19 protein-coding genes are annotated in these 14,723 nt (G+C 65.4%); 3 read left to right on the top strand and 16 right to left on the bottom strand.

From position 1 onward, the window contains the following. Positions 1-345, bottom strand: a 345-nt coding sequence (locus J0M27_RS16560) for an NAD(P)H-binding protein (RefSeq protein WP_294994149.1), incomplete at its 3' end; no start/stop codon positions are given. A gap of 50 nt (positions 346-395) precedes the next feature. On the opposite strand from J0M27_RS16560, the gene J0M27_RS16555 reads away from it, so the two are divergent. Next, the gene (locus J0M27_RS16555; RefSeq protein ID WP_294994147.1) at positions 396-1,448 is read left to right on the top strand and encodes a CDP-6-deoxy-delta-3,4-glucoseen reductase; all 1,053 of its coding nucleotides are present in this window, start codon (positions 396-398) and stop codon (positions 1,446-1,448) included. 55 nt (positions 1,449-1,503) lie between these two features. Here J0M27_RS16555 and J0M27_RS16550 read toward each other — a convergent pair whose 3' ends face one another. The 13 genes from J0M27_RS16550 to J0M27_RS16490 all read right to left on the bottom strand — a co-directional run bounded on the left by J0M27_RS16550 (position 1,504) and on the right by J0M27_RS16490 (position 12,906). Next, complete coding sequence (locus tag J0M27_RS16550) at positions 1,504-2,178, bottom strand: ankyrin repeat domain-containing protein (RefSeq protein ID WP_294994145.1); 675 nt, start codon at positions 2,176-2,178, stop codon at positions 1,504-1,506. A gap of 172 nt (positions 2,179-2,350) precedes the next feature. Continuing rightward, positions 2,351-3,526, bottom strand: a complete 1,176-nt coding sequence (pobA, locus tag J0M27_RS16545; RefSeq protein ID WP_294994142.1) for a 4-hydroxybenzoate 3-monooxygenase — start codon at positions 3,524-3,526, stop codon at positions 2,351-2,353. A 30-nt stretch (positions 3,527-3,556) separates the two neighbouring features. Next, entirely contained in the window at positions 3,557-4,396 is an 840-nt protein-coding gene (locus tag J0M27_RS16540; RefSeq protein ID WP_294994139.1) for a class III extradiol dioxygenase family protein, read from the bottom strand. Between the two features lies 1 nt (position 4,397). Next, positions 4,398-4,754, bottom strand: coding sequence for a protocatechuate 4,5-dioxygenase subunit alpha (locus tag J0M27_RS16535; RefSeq protein WP_294994136.1), 357 nt, complete (start codon positions 4,752-4,754; stop codon positions 4,398-4,400). Between the two features lie 16 nt (positions 4,755-4,770). Beyond that, positions 4,771-5,766 carry an aldo/keto reductase gene (locus J0M27_RS16530; RefSeq protein WP_294994133.1) on the bottom strand — a complete coding sequence of 332 codons (996 nt, stop codon included), beginning with the start codon at positions 5,764-5,766 and terminating at the stop codon, positions 4,771-4,773. Between the two features lie 320 nt (positions 5,767-6,086). Further along, a complete protein-coding gene (locus tag J0M27_RS16525) occupies positions 6,087-7,073 on the bottom strand; it encodes a Gfo/Idh/MocA family oxidoreductase (RefSeq protein ID WP_294994130.1) in 987 nt (328 codons plus the stop codon). Continuing rightward, positions 7,074-7,928, bottom strand: coding sequence for a class III extradiol dioxygenase subunit beta (locus tag J0M27_RS16520; protein WP_294994127.1), 855 nt, complete (start codon positions 7,926-7,928; stop codon positions 7,074-7,076). A 2-nt stretch (positions 7,929-7,930) separates the two neighbouring features. After that, the gene (gene ligA, locus J0M27_RS16515; protein WP_294994126.1) at positions 7,931-8,374 is read right to left on the bottom strand and encodes a protocatechuate 4,5-dioxygenase subunit alpha; all 444 of its coding nucleotides are present in this window, start codon (positions 8,372-8,374) and stop codon (positions 7,931-7,933) included. Then, complete coding sequence (locus tag J0M27_RS16510) at positions 8,375-9,301, bottom strand: amidohydrolase family protein (protein ID WP_294994123.1); 927 nt, start codon at positions 9,299-9,301, stop codon at positions 8,375-8,377. 1 nt (position 9,302) lies between these two features. Continuing rightward, positions 9,303-10,235, bottom strand: a complete 933-nt coding sequence (locus J0M27_RS16505; protein WP_294994120.1) for an NAD(P)-dependent oxidoreductase — start codon at positions 10,233-10,235, stop codon at positions 9,303-9,305. A 154-nt stretch (positions 10,236-10,389) separates the two neighbouring features. Beyond that, positions 10,390-11,073: a 4-carboxy-4-hydroxy-2-oxoadipate aldolase/oxaloacetate decarboxylase gene (gene ligK, locus J0M27_RS16500; RefSeq protein WP_294994117.1), complete on the bottom strand. Its 684-nt coding sequence runs from the start codon at positions 11,071-11,073 to the stop codon at positions 10,390-10,392. Positions 11,074-11,179: 106 nt separating this feature from the next. Next, positions 11,180-12,208, bottom strand: coding sequence for an amidohydrolase family protein (locus J0M27_RS16495; RefSeq protein ID WP_294994114.1), 1,029 nt, complete (start codon positions 12,206-12,208; stop codon positions 11,180-11,182). Further along, positions 12,205-12,906: a substrate-binding domain-containing protein gene (locus tag J0M27_RS16490; RefSeq protein WP_294994111.1), complete on the bottom strand. Its 702-nt coding sequence runs from the start codon at positions 12,904-12,906 to the stop codon at positions 12,205-12,207. Before J0M27_RS16490 ends, J0M27_RS16495 begins: the two co-directional genes overlap by 4 nt. A gap of 171 nt (positions 12,907-13,077) precedes the next feature. Here J0M27_RS16490 and J0M27_RS16485 point away from each other — a divergent pair, with 171 nt between their 5' ends. Both J0M27_RS16485 and J0M27_RS16480 read left to right on the top strand, forming a co-directional pair. Continuing rightward, on the top strand, positions 13,078-13,455 hold the full coding sequence (locus J0M27_RS16485) for a type II toxin-antitoxin system RelE/ParE family toxin (protein ID WP_294994108.1): 378 nt from the start codon (positions 13,078-13,080) through the stop codon (positions 13,453-13,455). Continuing rightward, a complete protein-coding gene (locus J0M27_RS16480) occupies positions 13,436-13,771 on the top strand; it encodes a helix-turn-helix transcriptional regulator (RefSeq protein WP_294994105.1) in 336 nt (111 codons plus the stop codon). The genes J0M27_RS16485 and J0M27_RS16480 overlap by 20 nt, the downstream gene beginning before the upstream one ends. A gap of 328 nt (positions 13,772-14,099) precedes the next feature. Here J0M27_RS16480 and J0M27_RS16475 read toward each other — a convergent pair whose 3' ends face one another. Both J0M27_RS16475 and J0M27_RS16470 read right to left on the bottom strand, forming a co-directional pair. Beyond that, positions 14,100-14,405, bottom strand: a complete 306-nt coding sequence (locus J0M27_RS16475) for a type II toxin-antitoxin system RelE/ParE family toxin (RefSeq protein ID WP_294994102.1) — start codon at positions 14,403-14,405, stop codon at positions 14,100-14,102. Continuing rightward, the gene (locus tag J0M27_RS16470) at positions 14,393-14,677 is read right to left on the bottom strand and encodes a CopG family transcriptional regulator (RefSeq protein ID WP_294994099.1); all 285 of its coding nucleotides are present in this window, start codon (positions 14,675-14,677) and stop codon (positions 14,393-14,395) included. The genes J0M27_RS16475 and J0M27_RS16470 overlap by 13 nt, the downstream gene beginning before the upstream one ends. Between the last annotated feature and the right edge of the window lie 46 nt (positions 14,678-14,723).

The raw sequence follows: 14,723 nt of genomic DNA, 5'->3' as shown, positions 1-14,723 counted from the left end.
ACGCGCCGACTGCGCGGCCGCCGGCCGGGTTTCGTCGACGCGGGCGCCGCCGCAATCGCCGTAGATGCCGCTGGTGCTGATGTACACGAGTCGGCGTGGTAGACTTTTTCCGCGTTGCAGGGCGGCCAGCAGGTTACGCGTGCGGCTGTCGCCGCTTCCCTGCGCCGGCGGCGGCGCGCTGTGGATCACGGCGTCGGCGATGCCGGCCAGGCGCGAGAGGGTGGCGGGTCGGTCGAGGTCGCCCTCGATCTGCGTGACACCCAGCGCCGCCAGTTGCGGGTCGCGGCTGCGCACCAGCGCCAGCACGTTCCAGCGCGGCAACAGGTTCGGCAACGTGCGGCGCATGACGTCGCCGCAGCCGATTATCAGCAATCTTCGCATCGGATAATTATCGCATGGCCCCAGCCGCCTCCTTTCGCGTCACGCTCGAACCGAGCGGGCACAGCTTCACCACCGACGGCAGCGAGACGGTCCTGCAGGCCGCGCTCGACGCCGGCCTGACGCTGCCCTACGGCTGCCGCAACGGCGCCTGCGGCGCCTGCAAGGGCAAGGTCAGGGACGGCCTGGTGGACCACGGCGCGGCGCAGGACCAGGCCTTGTCAACGGCCGATCGCGCCGACGGCATGGCGCTGTTCTGCTGCGCGAAGCCGCTCTCCGACCTGGTGCTGGAATGCCGCGAGGTCGGCACCGCGCGCGACATCCCGGTCAAGATCATGCCCTGCCGGGTGCAGGCGATCGAGCGCGTGGCGGAGGACGTGATCGTGCTGAGCCTGAAGCTGCCGGCCAACGAGCGGCTGCAGTTCCTCGCCGGGCAGTACATCGAGTTCATGCTCAAGGACGGCAAGCGCCGTGCCTTTTCCATAGCCAACGCGCCGCACGATGACGGCTTTCTGCAACTGCACATCCGCCTGATCGCCGGTGGCGAATTCACCGGCCATGTCTTCAATGGCATGAAGGCGAAGGACATCCTGCGTTTCCAGGGCCCCTACGGCAGCTTCTTCCTGCGCGAGGAATCGGCCAAGCCGATGGTCCTGCTCGCCGGCGGCACCGGCTTCGCGCCGATCAAGGCGCTGGTCGAGCATGCCCTCCACAACCGCATCGCGCGGCCGATGGAACTCTACTGGGGCGCGCGCAACCGCGCCGGGCTCTACCTGCCCGAACTGCCCGATGCCTGGGCGCGCCAACACGCCGCGCTGCGCTACGTGCCGGTGCTGTCGGACGCCACGCCCGCGGACCGCTGGGACGGCCGCCAGGGACTGGTGCACCGCGCGGTGCTGGAGGACCATGACGACCTTTCCGGGTACCAGGTCTATGCCTGCGGCGCGCCGGTGATGATCGACGCGGCGCGCGCCGAATTCATCGCGCATGGCCTGCCGGCCGACGAGTTCTTCGCCGACGCCTTCACCTTCAACGCGCCGGCTGCGGCGGCGGTGCCGGAAACGGCGTGAGGCCGCGGCCAGCGTGAAAAGTCGGCGCGGGCGCCACGGCGTCGGCGCCGCGCGCCTATTTCGCCGGTGGCGCCTTCGGCTTTCCCTGAGCCTTGATCGCGTCCGCGGTTGCCGAGTGTCCGTTGTCGCGGGCCAGGGCCTCCGCGGTCTTGCCGCTCTTGTCGCGCAGCGAAGTATCGGCCTTGGCGGCCAACAACAGGTCGACCAGGGCCTTCTGGTTGGTCGCCGCCGCCAGGTGCAGAGCGCTGCGCTCGGCGGGATCGCGGCTGTTGATGCCGGCGCCGCTGGCGAGCAGCAGCTTCGCCGTTTCGACGCTGCCGACCACCACGGCGGCATGCAGCGGCGGCATGCCATTGGCGTCGGCCAGGTCGGGCTTCGCGCCTTTTTCCAGAAGCATGGTGACCAGCGCCGGGCGATCGCAGAATGCCGCGAAGAACAACGGCGTGCGCTTGAGGGCGCCGGCCACATTGACGTTCGCGCCGCGTTCGATCGCCGCGCTGGCGACACCGGCCTCGCCGGTGACGATGGCGGCGATGAGCGCGGCGTCGGCCGCGCCCATCTCGGCATTGGTGGCGATGATCGGCATCGCGCATGGACTGCTGACGGCCGGGGCCGCGGCTTGCTGTTCCGGCGGCGGAGCGTTGCGGTCGCAGGCCGCGAGCAGTCCGCCGGCGAGCAGCGCGACAAACAGCGGCAAGGGGGGGCGACGGGGTGGGGTGACTGTGTTCATTCGGGCTCCTGCGAAATCCGGTGGTCCGCCGCGGGCGGGAGCCGAGTATGCCCCAGTCCCGCCCGAAGGGCCAAACGAACTGCGGCGCATCGGCCCCGGCAGTCGATCGTCGCCGTGGCGCCGGCGACCGAAGGAAGTCCCCGTGGGGCGCCGACTTTTGCCCTGAAGTGCGTCAGTCGTCGAACGGCAGCCCGACGTAGTTCTCCGCCAGCGTGGTGCGGCCGGCGTGGGAATGCACTACGTAGTCGAGTTCGGCCTCCAGCGCTTTCTGCTCGAAGGCGTTGGTGTCGGGGAAAGTGTGCAGCAGGTTGGTCATCCACCACGAGAAGCGCTCGGCTTTCCAGACCCGGCGCAGGCAGCGTGCGGAATAGTGGTCGATGCCGGCGTCGCTGCCGGCGTAGTGTTCGATGAAGGCGCGCGACAGGTAGCGCACGTCGGACGCCGCCAGGTTGAGGCCCTTGGCGCCGGTCGGCGGCACGATGTGGGCGGCGTCGCCGGCGAGGAACAGGCGGCCGAAGCGCATCGGTTCGGCGACGAAGCTCCTGAGCGGCGCGATGCTCTTTTCGATCGAGGGGCCGGTGACCAGCGCGGCCACCGCCTGCGGGTCGAGGCGGCGGCGCAGTTCCTCCCAGAAGCGATCGTCGGACCAGTCCTCGACTTTTTCGCTCAGCGCGCATTGCAGGTAGTAGCGGCTGCGGGTGTGGGAGCGCATGCTGCACAGGGCGAAGCCGCGCTCGTGTTTCGCGTAGATCAGTTCTTCCGAGACCGGCGGCGTGTCGGAGAGCAGGCCGAGCCAGCCGAAGGGATAGACCCGCTCGAAACTGGTGATGGCGCTCTTCGGCACGCTGGCGCGGCAGACGCCGTGGAAGCCGTCGCAGCCGGCGATGAAGTCGCATTCGATTTCATGGCGGGCGCCGTCCTTGAGGTAAGTGACGCGCGGGCGCGTGCCGTCGAAGTCGCGGACGGCGACCTCCTTGGCTTCGTACACCGTCGGCAGGCCGGCCGCGGCGCGCGCGTCCATGAGGTCCCTGGTCAGCTCGGTCTGGCCGTAGACCATCACCCGCTTGCCGCCGGTGAGGCCGGGAAAATCGATGCGATGGCGCTGGCCGCCGATCAGCAGCTCGATGCCGTCGTGCGGCAGGCCTTCGGCGTGCATGCGGCGGCCGACACCTGCTTCGTCCATCAGGTCGACCGCGACCTGCTCCAGCACGCCGGCGCGGATGCGGCCCAGCACGTAGTCCGGGGTTTGCGCTTCGAGGACGATGGCATCGATGCCGGCGCGGTAAAGCAACTGGCCGAGGATCAGGCCCGAGGGGCCGGCGCCGATGATGGCGATTCGTGTTTTCATGGTCTTGTCTCTCTGTCGGGGCGGGGCTTGTCAGACGACTTCCATCGCCAGCAGGCCCGAGGCGGTGTTCGAAATCGGGATGTGGTAGTTGGAATGCACCTTGGCCACTTCGCCGGACAGCGTGCCGCGGGTGGTCAGCCAGTTGAGCAGCTCGATGCCCTGGGTGCCGGTCAGCTCGACCAGGTCGGCGATCGAATAGCGTGTCACCCAGAGCGGATCGGTGATCAGCTTTTCCATGAACATCAGGTCGAATTCCTTGTTGATGAAGCCGGCGCGCTGGCCTTCGAGCTGGTGCGAGAGCCCGCCGGTGCCGATCACCACGACGCGCGCGTCGGAGTCCCAGGATTCGATGGCGCGGCCGATGGCCTGGCCGAACTTGAAGCAGCGCGCCGCCGTCGGCAGGGGGAACTGCACGGTGTTGACGCAGACCGGCACGGTGCGCAGCGGGCAGGATTTCTGGTTCGGCCAGAGCAGTTCCAGCGGCAGCGTGAAGGCGTGGTCGACCAGCATTTCCTGGCAGGTCACGATGTCGAATTCCTCCTCGACCAGCGAGTCGATCATGTGCCAGGACAGGTCCAGTTCGCCCTTGTAGGGCGGCAGGGTCGGGATGCCCCAGCCCTCGTCGGCGTTGCTGTATTCGGCCGCGGCACCGACGGCGAAGGTCGGCATCTTGTCGAGGAAGAAGTTCAGCCCGTGGTCGTTGTAGATGACCACCGCGACGTCGGGCTTCTGCTTTGCCAGCCAGTCGTGGATGGGCGGGAAGCCGTCGAAGAAGGGCTTCCAGTAAGGGTCCTGCTGCAGCTTGTTGGCGATGGCACGGCCGATGTAGGGCACGTGAGTGACGTTGATGCCGCCGATTATCGTTGCCATGTCAGTTTTTTCCCGCTGCGACGAGCTTCGCCTTGAACTCGTCCTTGGTCATGCCCGTCTGCTGGGCGCCGATGTCCTGCATGTCGAGGCCGTAAATGCCGCCCAGCTTGGCCAGGTAGTAGGCATTGCCGCCCGCGGCGAGCATGTCCAGCACCTGCAGGCTGAGCACCGCCGTCTTCTGCTGCTCGTTGAGGCCCCACTTGTTGCAGTAGGTCTCGGGGTCGGCCTTGAACTCGGCGCGGTTGTCCGCCGAGTTGAAGGAAAAGCACATCTTGTTCAGCGCGTAACCCTTGCGCGCCATGTCGCCGTCGAACAGTGTGGTGCCCGGTATCGCCCGCTTCTGCTTGCCGCTACTCATCGCCTGTCTCCTGTAGTCATTTCGAGAATGTTTCGGTGTCGATTTCCAACTCGGTCGCCGCGTTGTAGCGCGGGCCCGTCACGGTCTGCTGGTTGATGAGCGCGTCGAGGCGCGCGACGATGCCGCCGTCGAGCGCCACGGCGGCCGCCCCGGCGTTGTCGTCAAGATGCTCCGGCTGCCGGGTGCCGAAGATCGGAATGATGTTGTCGTCCTTCGCCAGCAGCCAGGACAGCGCCAGTTGCGCCGGCGTGCAGCAGGCCTCGCCGGCGATGCGCTGGTACTCGGGCAAGAGCTCAAGGTTGCGGGCGTAGTTGGCCGCGTCGAAGCGCGGCATCTGGCGGCGGATGTCCTTGGCCTCCAGTTGGGTTTCGGGGTCGCGCAGCATGCCGGTGAGAAAGGCGCGCGCCAGCGGGCTGAAGGCAACGTAGGCGGTGCCCAGTTCGCGGCAGGCTTCCAAGGCGCCGAGTTCGGCATTGCGGGTCCATAGCGAATACTCGGATTGCAGGGCGGCAATCGGGTGCACCGCCTGCGCTCGCCGTAGCGTGGGCGCCGACACTTCGGACAAACCGATCGCACGGATCTTGCCGGCCTGCACCAGGTCGGCCAGCGCGCCGACGCTGTCCTCGATCGGCACCTGCTTGTCCCAGCGATGCAGGTAGTAGAGGTCGATGACGTCGGTTTGCAGCCGGCGCAGGGATTCGTCGCAGGTGCGCTTGAGCGTCGCCGGACGGCCGTCGATCACGCGCTTGCCGTCGACGCCGGTCATGCCGCATTTGCTGGCGAGCACGATCTTCGAGCGATGCGGTTTGAGCACATTGCCGAGCAGGGTTTCGTTGTTGCCGAAGCCATAGAGCGCGGCGGTGTCGAAGAAATTGATGCCATGGTCGAGCGCGCGCAGCAGCAGCTTGCCCGCCTGTTCGGGCAGTGGCGGCGTGCCATAGGCGTGGCTGAGGTTCATGCAGCCGAGGCCGAGGGCCGAGACGTTGAATTCTCCGAGGCGGCGTTGTTGCATTTCAGTGGTTCCGCTTCGTTGTGCGCCGGGGGGTACCAAGGATGGCGGGTGCCCGTCTCCGTCCGTGTCCCCCGTCGTGGGCTACGCCCACTCCTCCTCCTTTACCTACCGGAGACGGGCACCCGCCATCCTTGGCGGCATACGCCTTTGCCTTGCGACCGTCGCACTGCAAAAGCGTCGCCTGATCGGGGGGGTGGGGGGTTCCCCGCAGCGAAGTAAAGAAGGAGGAGGAGCCCGCAGGGCGACGACGGATGACATGAGCGAAGGGGAACGCCCCGGCCTTCCGATCCCGCTCAGGAGTCAATCCAAGAAGGTTCATCTCACGCACTCGCCACCAACTGCTGTTCCAAGCCATGCAGCGTGCGGTAGCAGGGCAGCACCTGCGCCACGCTGCCATTCGGCTCGCGGCCTTCGCGGATGGCGGCGAAGAATTCGCGGTCCTGCAGTTCGATGCCGTTCATCGACACATCCACTTTCGACACATCAATCTTGTTGTCCTTGGCGTCGATCAGGTCGTCGTAGCGCGCGATGTAGGTGCCCGTGTCGCCGATGTAGCGGAAGAAGGTGCCCAGCGGGCCGTCGTTATTGAAGGAGAGCGACAGGGTGCAGATCGCGCCCGTGCTGCTTTTCAGCTGGATCGACATGTCCATGGCGATGCCCAGCGCAGGATGGATCGGCCCCTGCAGCGCATTGGCGGCGACGATGCTGCCGCCGCCCGCCGCCCCCGGGGCGGCTCCACACTGGTAGGCGAACAGGTCGACCGTGTGCGCCGCGTGGTGCCACAGCAGGTGGTCGGTCCAGGAGCGCGGCTGGCCCAGTGCGTTCATGTTCGTGCGGCGGAAGAAGTAGGTCTGCACGTCCATCTGCTGGATGTTGAATCCGCCGCCGGCAATCTTCTTGTGGATCCACTGGTGGCTGGGATTGAAGCGCCGCGTGTGGCCGCACATGGCGACGAGGCCGGTCTTCTGCTGCAGCGCCAGCACCGCTTCGGCGCCGGCCAGGCTGTCGGCCAGAGGGATCTCGACCTGCACGTGCTTGCCGGCATTCATGCAGGCGATGGCCTGCTCGGCATGCATCTGCGTCGGCGTGCACAGGATCACGGCGTCGACGTCCTTCATGGCCAGGCTGTCGGCCAAATTCGTGCTGACGTGGCCGATGCCGTACTTTGCGGCGGTCTCGCGCGTCTTGTCCAGTTCGCGGCTGACCAGCGAAACCACTTCGACGCCGTCGATCAGCCTGATCGCGTCCAGATGCTTGATGCCGAAAGCGCCGGCGCCGGCCAGCGCGACCTTGATGGGCTTGCTCATTTACGTGTTCTCCAGGATCAGATGTCCGACGGCGGTGTTCGATGCGGGTACGTGATAGAAGCGGTGCGCAACGCGCGGCGTGCCGGGGCCGGACTCGTCACCCATGGCGCCGCGCGCGATCAGCCACATCACCAGTTCGATGCCTTCCGAGCCGGCTTCGCGCACGTAGTCGATGTGCGGCATCTGCGAAAGTCCGGCCGGATCGGCGATCAGGCGGTCGAGGAAGGCGTTGTCCCATTCACGGTTGATCAGGCCGGCGCGCGGGCCCTGCAACTGGTGGCTCATGCCGCCGGTGCCCCAGACCTGCACCTTGAGCGGCGCATCGAAGGAGGCCACCGCCTTGCGGATGGCGCGGCCGAGGTTGAAGCAGCGGCGGCCCGAAGGCACCGGGTACTGCACCACATTCACCGCAAAGGGAATCACCGGGCAGGGCCATTTCTCGGGCTGGCCGCACATCAGCGACAGCGGCACGGTGAGGCCGTGGTCAACCGGCATCCTGTTCACCACGGTCAGGTCGAAGTCGTCCTGGATCACCGACTGCGCGATATGCGCGGCGAGTTCCGGGTGGCCGATCACCTTCGGCACCGGGCGCGGGCCCCAGCCTTCGTCGGCGATCGCGAACTCCGGCGCGCAGCCGATGGCGAAGGTCGGGATCAGGTCGAGGCTGAAGGCGTTGGCGTGGTCGTTGTAGACCAGGAAGATGACATCGGGCGTGTTGTCCTTGAGCCACCGTTTCGAGAACTCGTAACCGGCGAACACTTTCTGCCAATAGGGCTCGCCCGACTTGCCGAGGTCGAGCGCGGCGCCGATGGCGGGGACGTGGGAGGTGTAGACGCTGGCGGTGATGGCGGCCATGTTCAGGCTCCCGCTTTCGGGTTCGATTTGCCCTGCGGCTGGCGATGCGGCTGGGCGCTGCCGTCCTCGCCGAGGCGGCGATTACCTTGGATCGAGCGGCCGCCGGAGATCATCATGTCGCGGTATTCCTCTTCCGTCATCCCGGTCATGCTGCCGGCCATCTGCTGGAAACTCTTGCCGTCGGTGGCGCCGATCTTGGCCAGGAAATAGATGTTGCCGCCAAGGCGGATGCACCAGTTGAGGTCGCGCGCCAGCACCGCCTGCTTCTGTTCCTCGCTCATCGGCCATTCGTCGAGGTAGGCGCGCTCGTCGGCCTTGAAGCGGGCGCGGTTCTCGGCCTGCATCAGCGACATGCAGAACTGGTTGAGGTGGAAGCCGAGGCGCGATTGCTCGGCGTCGAAGATCGTCGTGCCGGGAATGTCCTTGTAGGGTTTGTCGAGTGCCATTCAGTTCTCCTCCGGCCAATACAGGCGCATGGGGTTGTCGACCAGCAGTTTGCGCTGCAACTCCGGCGTGGTCGCGATATGGGGAATGAAATCGACCAGCAGGCCATCGTCGGGCATGTGGTCCTTGAGGTTCGGGTGCGGCCAGTCGGTGCCCCACAGAACGCGGTCGGGGAAGGTTTCGACTATGCGGCGGGCGAATGGAATGACATCGCGATAGGCACCATGTTCCAAACCCGGCTCGCCGTCCAGCGCCTTCGGCCCGGAGACGGAAAGCCGCTCGGGGCAACTGACCTTGCTCCAGACGTTCGGATACTCGCGCATGAACCTGACGAAGAGCTCGAACTCGGGCCCGTCGACCGGCTTGCTCGCATCGGGGCGGCCCATGTGGTCAACGACGATGGTGGTCGGCAGTGCGGTGAAGAAATCCCACAGTTCGGGCAGGTCGACCGCCTCGAAATAGATCACCACGTGCCAGCCCAGCGGCGCGATGCGCGCGGCGATCTCCATCAGTTCGTCCCTCGGCGTGAAATCCACCAGGCGCTTGACGAAGTTGAAGCGCACGCCGCGCACGCCGGCCGCGTGCATGGCCCGCAGCTCGTCGTCGGTGACCGCGCGCCTGACCGTCGCGACACCGCGCGCCTTTCCATTCGAGTTGACCAGCGCATCGACCATGGCGCGATTGTCGGCGCCGTGGCAGGTGGCCTGCACCACCACGTTGCGGGCGAAGCCGAGGCGGTCGCGCAGGGCGAAGAGCTGCGCTTTCGAGGCGTCGCAGGGCGTGTACTTGCGCTCCGGCGCGTAGGGAAATTCGGCGCCGGGGCCGAAGACATGGCAGTGCGCGTCGACGCTGCCGGCGGGCACCCTGAAAGTCGGCGCTGACGGTACGGCGTACCAGTCGAGCCAGCCTGGAGTTTTCTGGAATTCCATCTCAGTCCTTTGCCTTCGCGGCCGCCAGCATGCGGTCCGCCTCGATGCGCCAGTCGCCGCCGCGGGCGAATTCGCTGCTGCCGCGCGTGCCGAACACGCCGGCGTCGGCCAGGTCGGCGACCCAGGCCTGGCGCTCCGCCGTGCCCTGCGCCGACCACGGCGTAAGGCCTGCCTCGCGCACCGTCTGCGCCACTTCGCGCACTTCCTCGCTGCGGCGGCGGCCGTGCTCGATCACGCGCTGGAAGAAGTAGCTCGCCTGCTTTTCCCAGTCGATGCCGGGAAAGGTTTCGTAGAGCGAGGCGACCACGGCATCCTCGACACCATAGGCGCGCGCCGCGGTGAAGCTCTCGATGACCATGGCTTCGAGCCCCTTGATCATCACGCTGCGGCACATCTTGGTGGCCGAGGCGACGCCGAGGTTGTCGCTGGCGACCGTGGCGGCAAAGCCAAGGTCATTCAGCAGCGGCACCAGCTCGGCGGCGGCGGGGCCACCCAGCAGCAGCGGCACGCGCATGCGATGCGGCGGCACCGAGGTCATCACCGCGCCCTCGACATAGCGCCCGCCGGCAGCCTCGATCAGGCTGGCGGCCTCGATCTTGGCGTTCGGCGAGGCCGAGTTGACATCGAGGAACCATGCGCCCGGCGCGAAAGTCGGCGCTGACGCCACGGCGACCGCCAGCGTCTGGTCGGCGGTGACGGCGGAAATCAGCAGGTCGGCGGCCTTCGCCAGGAAGGCATGGCCGGTCATGGGCCGCACGCCGTGTTGCGCGGCATGGGCCAGCAAGGGCGCGTCGTCGTCGGTGCCGAACTTGATGTCGTAGGCGAGGACATTCGCCACGCCGCGCGCGCGCAGGTCCTCGGCGAGGATGCGCCCGACCTCGCCGTAACCGACGAGGCCGATGGACCACTGCAGCGGGTTGGCCGGCATGCCCATCAGTAAATTGCGTGCAGCAATGCCGCACCAAGGCAGACGAAAAGGCGAAAAGGCGAATTGAAGGCCCGCCCCTCCCATCCTCCCCTCACGGGGAGGCTATTGATTGGCTCGCTACGCTCGATTCTCAACTGTGGCTCCGATCGGTGGTCTTGTGCTAATCGACGTACCTTAGGCCAGCCTTTTCCAGCGCCGGACGCATGTCGTACATGTCGAGGCCGAGAATGCCCGAGGCGAGTTTGGCGCGCTTGGCGCCTTCGTTGGCCTCGCGCTTGATGGCGGCGTCCAGCGTCTGTGCCGCGATCGCGCGCGGCACGCAGACCACGCCGTCGTCGTCGGCGACGATCACGTCGCCCGGCGTCACCAGCATGCCGGCGCAGACCACGGAGATATTCACCGAGCCCAGCGTGGCCTTGATGGTGCCCTTGCTGCTGATGCACTTGCTCCAGACCGGGAAGTTCATCTCGGTCAGGGTCTTGACGTCGCGCACCCCGGCATCGATCACCAGGGCGCGCGCGCCGCGCGCCTGGAAGCTGGTCGCCAGCAGGTCGCCGAAATAGCCGTCGCTGCATTCCGCGCTGATCGCGGCGACGACGATGTCGCCGGGCCGGATCTGCTCGGCGACGACATGCATCATCCAGTTGTCGCCGGGATGCAGCAGCACCGTGACCGCCGTGCCCGACACCTGCGTGCCGGGATGGATCGGCCGCATGTAAGGCTTCATCAGGCCGACGCGGCCCATGGCTTCGTGCACCGTGGCCGAGCCGAGTGCGGCGAGCGCATCGGCCGTGGCGGAATCGGTGCGGGTGATGTTGCGATAGACGACGCCGAGTTCGTACATGTCACTTTCCCTTCGCTTGATTCAATTCCGTTCGGGCTGAGCTTGTCTTTCCGATCATCCTGAGCCTGTCGAAGGAAGCCCTTCGACAGGCTCAGGGTGAACGGACCTACTTGCCCTTGGCTTTCAATGCCGCGTCGAGTCGCGGATAGACGCGGCGCGCGTTGCCTTCATAGACCTTGTAGCGATCCTCGGCCGAGAGGTTCAGCGTCGCCTCGATGTAGCGTTTGGTGTCGTCGAAATTGAAGCCGGTCTCCGGATCGATGCCCTTCACCGCGCCGATCATTTCCGAGGCGAACAGGATGTTGTCCACCGGGATCACGCGGGTCAGCAGGTCGATGCCCGGCTGGTGGTAGACGCAGGTGTCGAAGAACACGTTGTTCAGCAGGTGATCCTTGAGCAGCGGCTTCTTCAGCTCCTGCGCCAGGCCGCGATAGCGGCCCCAGTGGTAGGGCGCAGCGCCGCCGCCGTGCGGGATGATGAACTTGAGTTCGGGGAAGTCCTTGAACAGGTCGCCCTGGATCAGTTGCATCACGGCCGTGGTGTCGGCATTGATGTAGTGCGCACCGGTGGTGTGGAAGCAGGCGTTGCACGAAGTCGAGACATGGATCATGGCCGGGATGCCGTACTCCACCATCTTTTCGTAGATCGGGTACCAGTGCCGGTCGTAAAGCGGCGGCGAAGTCCAGTGGCCGCCGGAAGGGTCGGGGTTCAGGTTGATGCCGACGAAGCCATATTCCTTCACGCACTTTTCCAGCTCGGCGACGCAGGATTTCGGATCGACGCCGGGCGACTGCGGCAGCATGGCCGCACCGATGAAGTTATCGGGGAAGAGTTGCGCGACGCGATGGCACAGCTCGTTGCAGATCGCCGCCCAGGTACTGCTGACATTGAAATCACCGATATGGTGGGCCATGAAGCTGGCGCGCGGCGAGAAGATGGTGAGGTCGGAGCCGCGCTCCTGCATCTTCTTCAGCTGGTTGGTCGCGATCGATTCGCGCAGTTCGTCATCGCTGATCTTCAGCTCGGAAACCTTGGGCATCGCGGCGGGATCCTTGATGCCGGCGATCTGGCGGTTGCGCCACTCTTCCAGCGCCTTGGGCGCGGTGGTGTAGTGGCCGTGGATGTCGATGATCATGTGCTCTCCTGTGCCGGGTCCATGCCCTGCCGGCGTTTGGCTTCGGTGGTGGCGGGCGATTGCAGCCAGGCCAGCAACGCGCGTACCTCCGCGGCCCGAGTCGAGGCGGCGCAGAGGGCGCCGGAAAAAGTGGTGACGATTTCGCATCCGGCCGGCATCGCGCCGGCGATCTCGATGCCGGGCTGGCCGAGCATTTCGCTCAATTGCTGGAAGCCAAGTGTTGCGGCGCCCTCGGCCACCAGTTGCCCCACCGGTACCCCGGCCGGCGCCTTGACCAGGCGACTGCGCAGTTCGTCGGCGATGCCCCAGCGTTCGAAGAGTGCGAGCAGGGCCGTGCCGCTGGGACCGGTCGAATAGCCCACGCGGCCAGCCTCCAGCACTGCGCGACGCAGGGCGTCCTCGCTGCCGATGTCTGGCGGCGTTGCGCCCGCGCGCACGGCGATGGCGACCGGCGAGCGCACCAGGTCCGCGCGGCTGCCGGCGAGCACCGAACCGCCGGCGATCAGCTTGTCGATGGCATCGGCGGCCAGCACCACCACGTCGAACGGCTCACCCGCCGCTACCCGCTGCGCCGCATCGACGCCGCCGACCGCCTCGAAGGCGACCTCGACGCCGGCGTGCTGCCGGTAGGCATGGGCGAGCTCCGCCAGCAACCGGCGCGTCGCCATCGAGGAAATGCCTGAGATCAGATCGCCCATGACGGCATTTTGGCAAATGCGCGGCGCCGGACCAAGGCGACGACGCTACTACTAGCTATCGCGTTTTGTTATGGGCGTGTGCGTCTTGCGAAAGACAGGACAAAAACCGTCCGGCGAAAGAAGGGGCTATTTGGTCTTTGTTAAATATACCTGTTCAAGTATACTTTGCTGATGGCTTCATCCGCGAAACCGCTCGAATGGATTGGCAGCAGCTACAAGGACCTGCTGGCCCTGCCACCGGACGTGCGAAGGTTTTTCGGTTTTGCGCTTTCCCTTGCGCAAGCCGGCGACCAGCATGACGCTGCGAAGGTGCTCAAGGGTTTTGGCGGCGCGGGCGTGTTGGAAGTTGTGGAAGATGATTCTGGCGGTACCTATCGTGCAGTCTATACGGTGAGGTTTGCGGAAGCGGTTTTCGTATTGCACTGTTTCCAGAAGAAGAGCAAGCGCGGCATCGAAACACCGAAGGAAGACATGAACATCATTCGCGCCAGGCTGAAGCTGGCCGAGACGCTGGCCAAGGAGCTGCGACATGAAAAAACGCCACATTGACGGCATCGAGGTAGTCCGCGGATCGGACAACGTGTTCGCCGATCTTGGGTTGGCTGACGCAGAGAAACTCAAGATCAAGTCGGGCCTCGTCATCGAGATCAGAAAGGCCATGCGTCGCCTTGATCTGACCCAACAGGAAGCCGCCAAGCGCATGGGGCTCACCCAGCCCAAGGTATCGGACATGATGCGTGGCGACTTTACCAATCTGTCTGAGCGAAAACTGATGGATTGCCTGACTCGGCTCGGCTACGACATCGAAATCAAGGTCAAGCCCGCCAAGAAATCCGTCGGGCATTTGCTGCTTGCGGTTGCGTGAGCTGTTGCATTGCTGCAAGACACTTCTCGATGGTGTCTAGGTAAGGCGGATGGTCGGCCTTACCGAATGCCGCCGTATCGTCAGCACCGACTTTCAATGATTTCGACGCCAGGAAATCCAATTGAGCACGACCCCATATAACTGGGCCGTGCAGGTGTGTCCGAAGAGGTTGGTCGTAGTTTGGCGGTCAGAACCTTCGCAAAGGCGATTTCCGCTGTGTGCCCTTTGCCGTCATTCCCGCGAACGCGGGAATCCAGCGGCGTTCGAGCAAGGATGCTGGATTCCGGGTTCCGCTTCGCGGCCCCGGAATGACGGTTCCTGGCCGATCTCAGCCATCGTCTTGCCCCCAAGAACCGGCTTCGCGCTGATGGCGGATCGCAAGAATCAGGACGGCATCCTGATCTTCCTCGAAGCTGTACAGGGCTATAAAGCCTGTACGTCCTCGAGAGATTACCAACTCCCGAAAACCATGCTCGATCGGTCGGCCGATCAGTGGATGACGAATCAGCAACTCGACTGCTTCTTCGATCAATCCAACCGTCTCGACTGCCGCAACTGGATCTGTCTCGACCAGAAAGTCGGTGAGCCTTTCGAGATCGGCGAGTGCATGGCCCGAATAGGCTAACCGCGCCAAGACTTGGCTTTCGGCTTTGCCGTCTTGTTGCCCGACAGGCGCGCCTTCAGATAGGCGTGAACCTCCTTGGCGTCGTAGCCTTTCCCGGTGGCCAGCATTTGCTCCCGCGCTGTCTGCGCGTCGCTTATGAAGTTGGCTCGTTGCTCTGCCAGGGTCGTTGCCTGGTCGATTGCGTGGATCATGAATGCATGCGGCGACATGCCTTGCTGTTCGGCGGCGGTAATTGCCCGTTGCTTGAGTTCATCGGGCAGCTTCAGTGAAGTGGTGGACATTGCTCACTCCCGGTTACCTTGAGGTGACACCATGGTAGCACCGCGA

This window comes from Sulfuritalea sp. (genome assembly GCF_017302275.1).
Classification (GTDB): domain Bacteria; phylum Pseudomonadota; class Gammaproteobacteria; order Burkholderiales; family Rhodocyclaceae; genus Sulfuritalea.
The sequence above is the reverse complement of the archived record's forward strand: the minus strand, read 5'-3'. Positions and strand labels throughout refer to the sequence as shown.

Excerpts from the sequence above, each read along its gene's own strand:
- ligK (WP_294994117.1), bottom strand. The coding sequence starts at position 11,073 with ATGTACGAACTCGGCGTCGTCTATCGCAACATCACCCGCACCGATTCC.
- J0M27_RS16495 (WP_294994114.1), bottom strand. The coding sequence starts at position 12,208 with ATGATCATCGACATCCACGGCCACTACACCACCGCGCCCAAGGCGCTG.
- J0M27_RS16535 (WP_294994136.1), bottom strand. The coding sequence starts at position 4,754 with ATGAGTAGCGGCAAGCAGAAGCGGGCGATACCGGGCACCACACTGTTC.
- J0M27_RS16490 (WP_294994111.1), bottom strand. The coding sequence starts at position 12,906 with ATGGGCGATCTGATCTCAGGCATTTCCTCGATGGCGACGCGCCGGTTG.
- J0M27_RS16470 (WP_294994099.1), bottom strand. The coding sequence starts at position 14,677 with ATGTCCACCACTTCACTGAAGCTGCCCGATGAACTCAAGCAACGGGCA.
- J0M27_RS16540 (WP_294994139.1), bottom strand. The coding sequence starts at position 4,396 with ATGGCAACGATAATCGGCGGCATCAACGTCACTCACGTGCCCTACATC.
- J0M27_RS16555 (WP_294994147.1), top strand. The coding sequence starts at position 396 with ATGGCCCCAGCCGCCTCCTTTCGCGTCACGCTCGAACCGAGCGGGCAC.
- J0M27_RS16505 (WP_294994120.1), bottom strand. The coding sequence starts at position 10,235 with ATGGGCATGCCGGCCAACCCGCTGCAGTGGTCCATCGGCCTCGTCGGT.
- J0M27_RS16510 (WP_294994123.1), bottom strand. The coding sequence starts at position 9,301 with ATGGAATTCCAGAAAACTCCAGGCTGGCTCGACTGGTACGCCGTACCG.
- J0M27_RS16485 (WP_294994108.1), top strand. The coding sequence starts at position 13,078 with ATGGCTTCATCCGCGAAACCGCTCGAATGGATTGGCAGCAGCTACAAG.
- J0M27_RS16520 (WP_294994127.1), bottom strand. The coding sequence starts at position 7,928 with ATGGCCGCCATCACCGCCAGCGTCTACACCTCCCACGTCCCCGCCATC.
- J0M27_RS16480 (WP_294994105.1), top strand. The coding sequence starts at position 13,436 with ATGAAAAAACGCCACATTGACGGCATCGAGGTAGTCCGCGGATCGGAC.
- pobA (WP_294994142.1), bottom strand. The coding sequence starts at position 3,526 with ATGAAAACACGAATCGCCATCATCGGCGCCGGCCCCTCGGGCCTGATC.
- J0M27_RS16530 (WP_294994133.1), bottom strand. The coding sequence starts at position 5,766 with ATGCAACAACGCCGCCTCGGAGAATTCAACGTCTCGGCCCTCGGCCTC.
- J0M27_RS16550 (WP_294994145.1), bottom strand. The coding sequence starts at position 2,178 with ATGAACACAGTCACCCCACCCCGTCGCCCCCCCTTGCCGCTGTTTGTC.
- ligA (WP_294994126.1), bottom strand. The coding sequence starts at position 8,374 with ATGGCACTCGACAAACCCTACAAGGACATTCCCGGCACGACGATCTTC.
- J0M27_RS16525 (WP_294994130.1), bottom strand. The coding sequence starts at position 7,073 with ATGAGCAAGCCCATCAAGGTCGCGCTGGCCGGCGCCGGCGCTTTCGGC.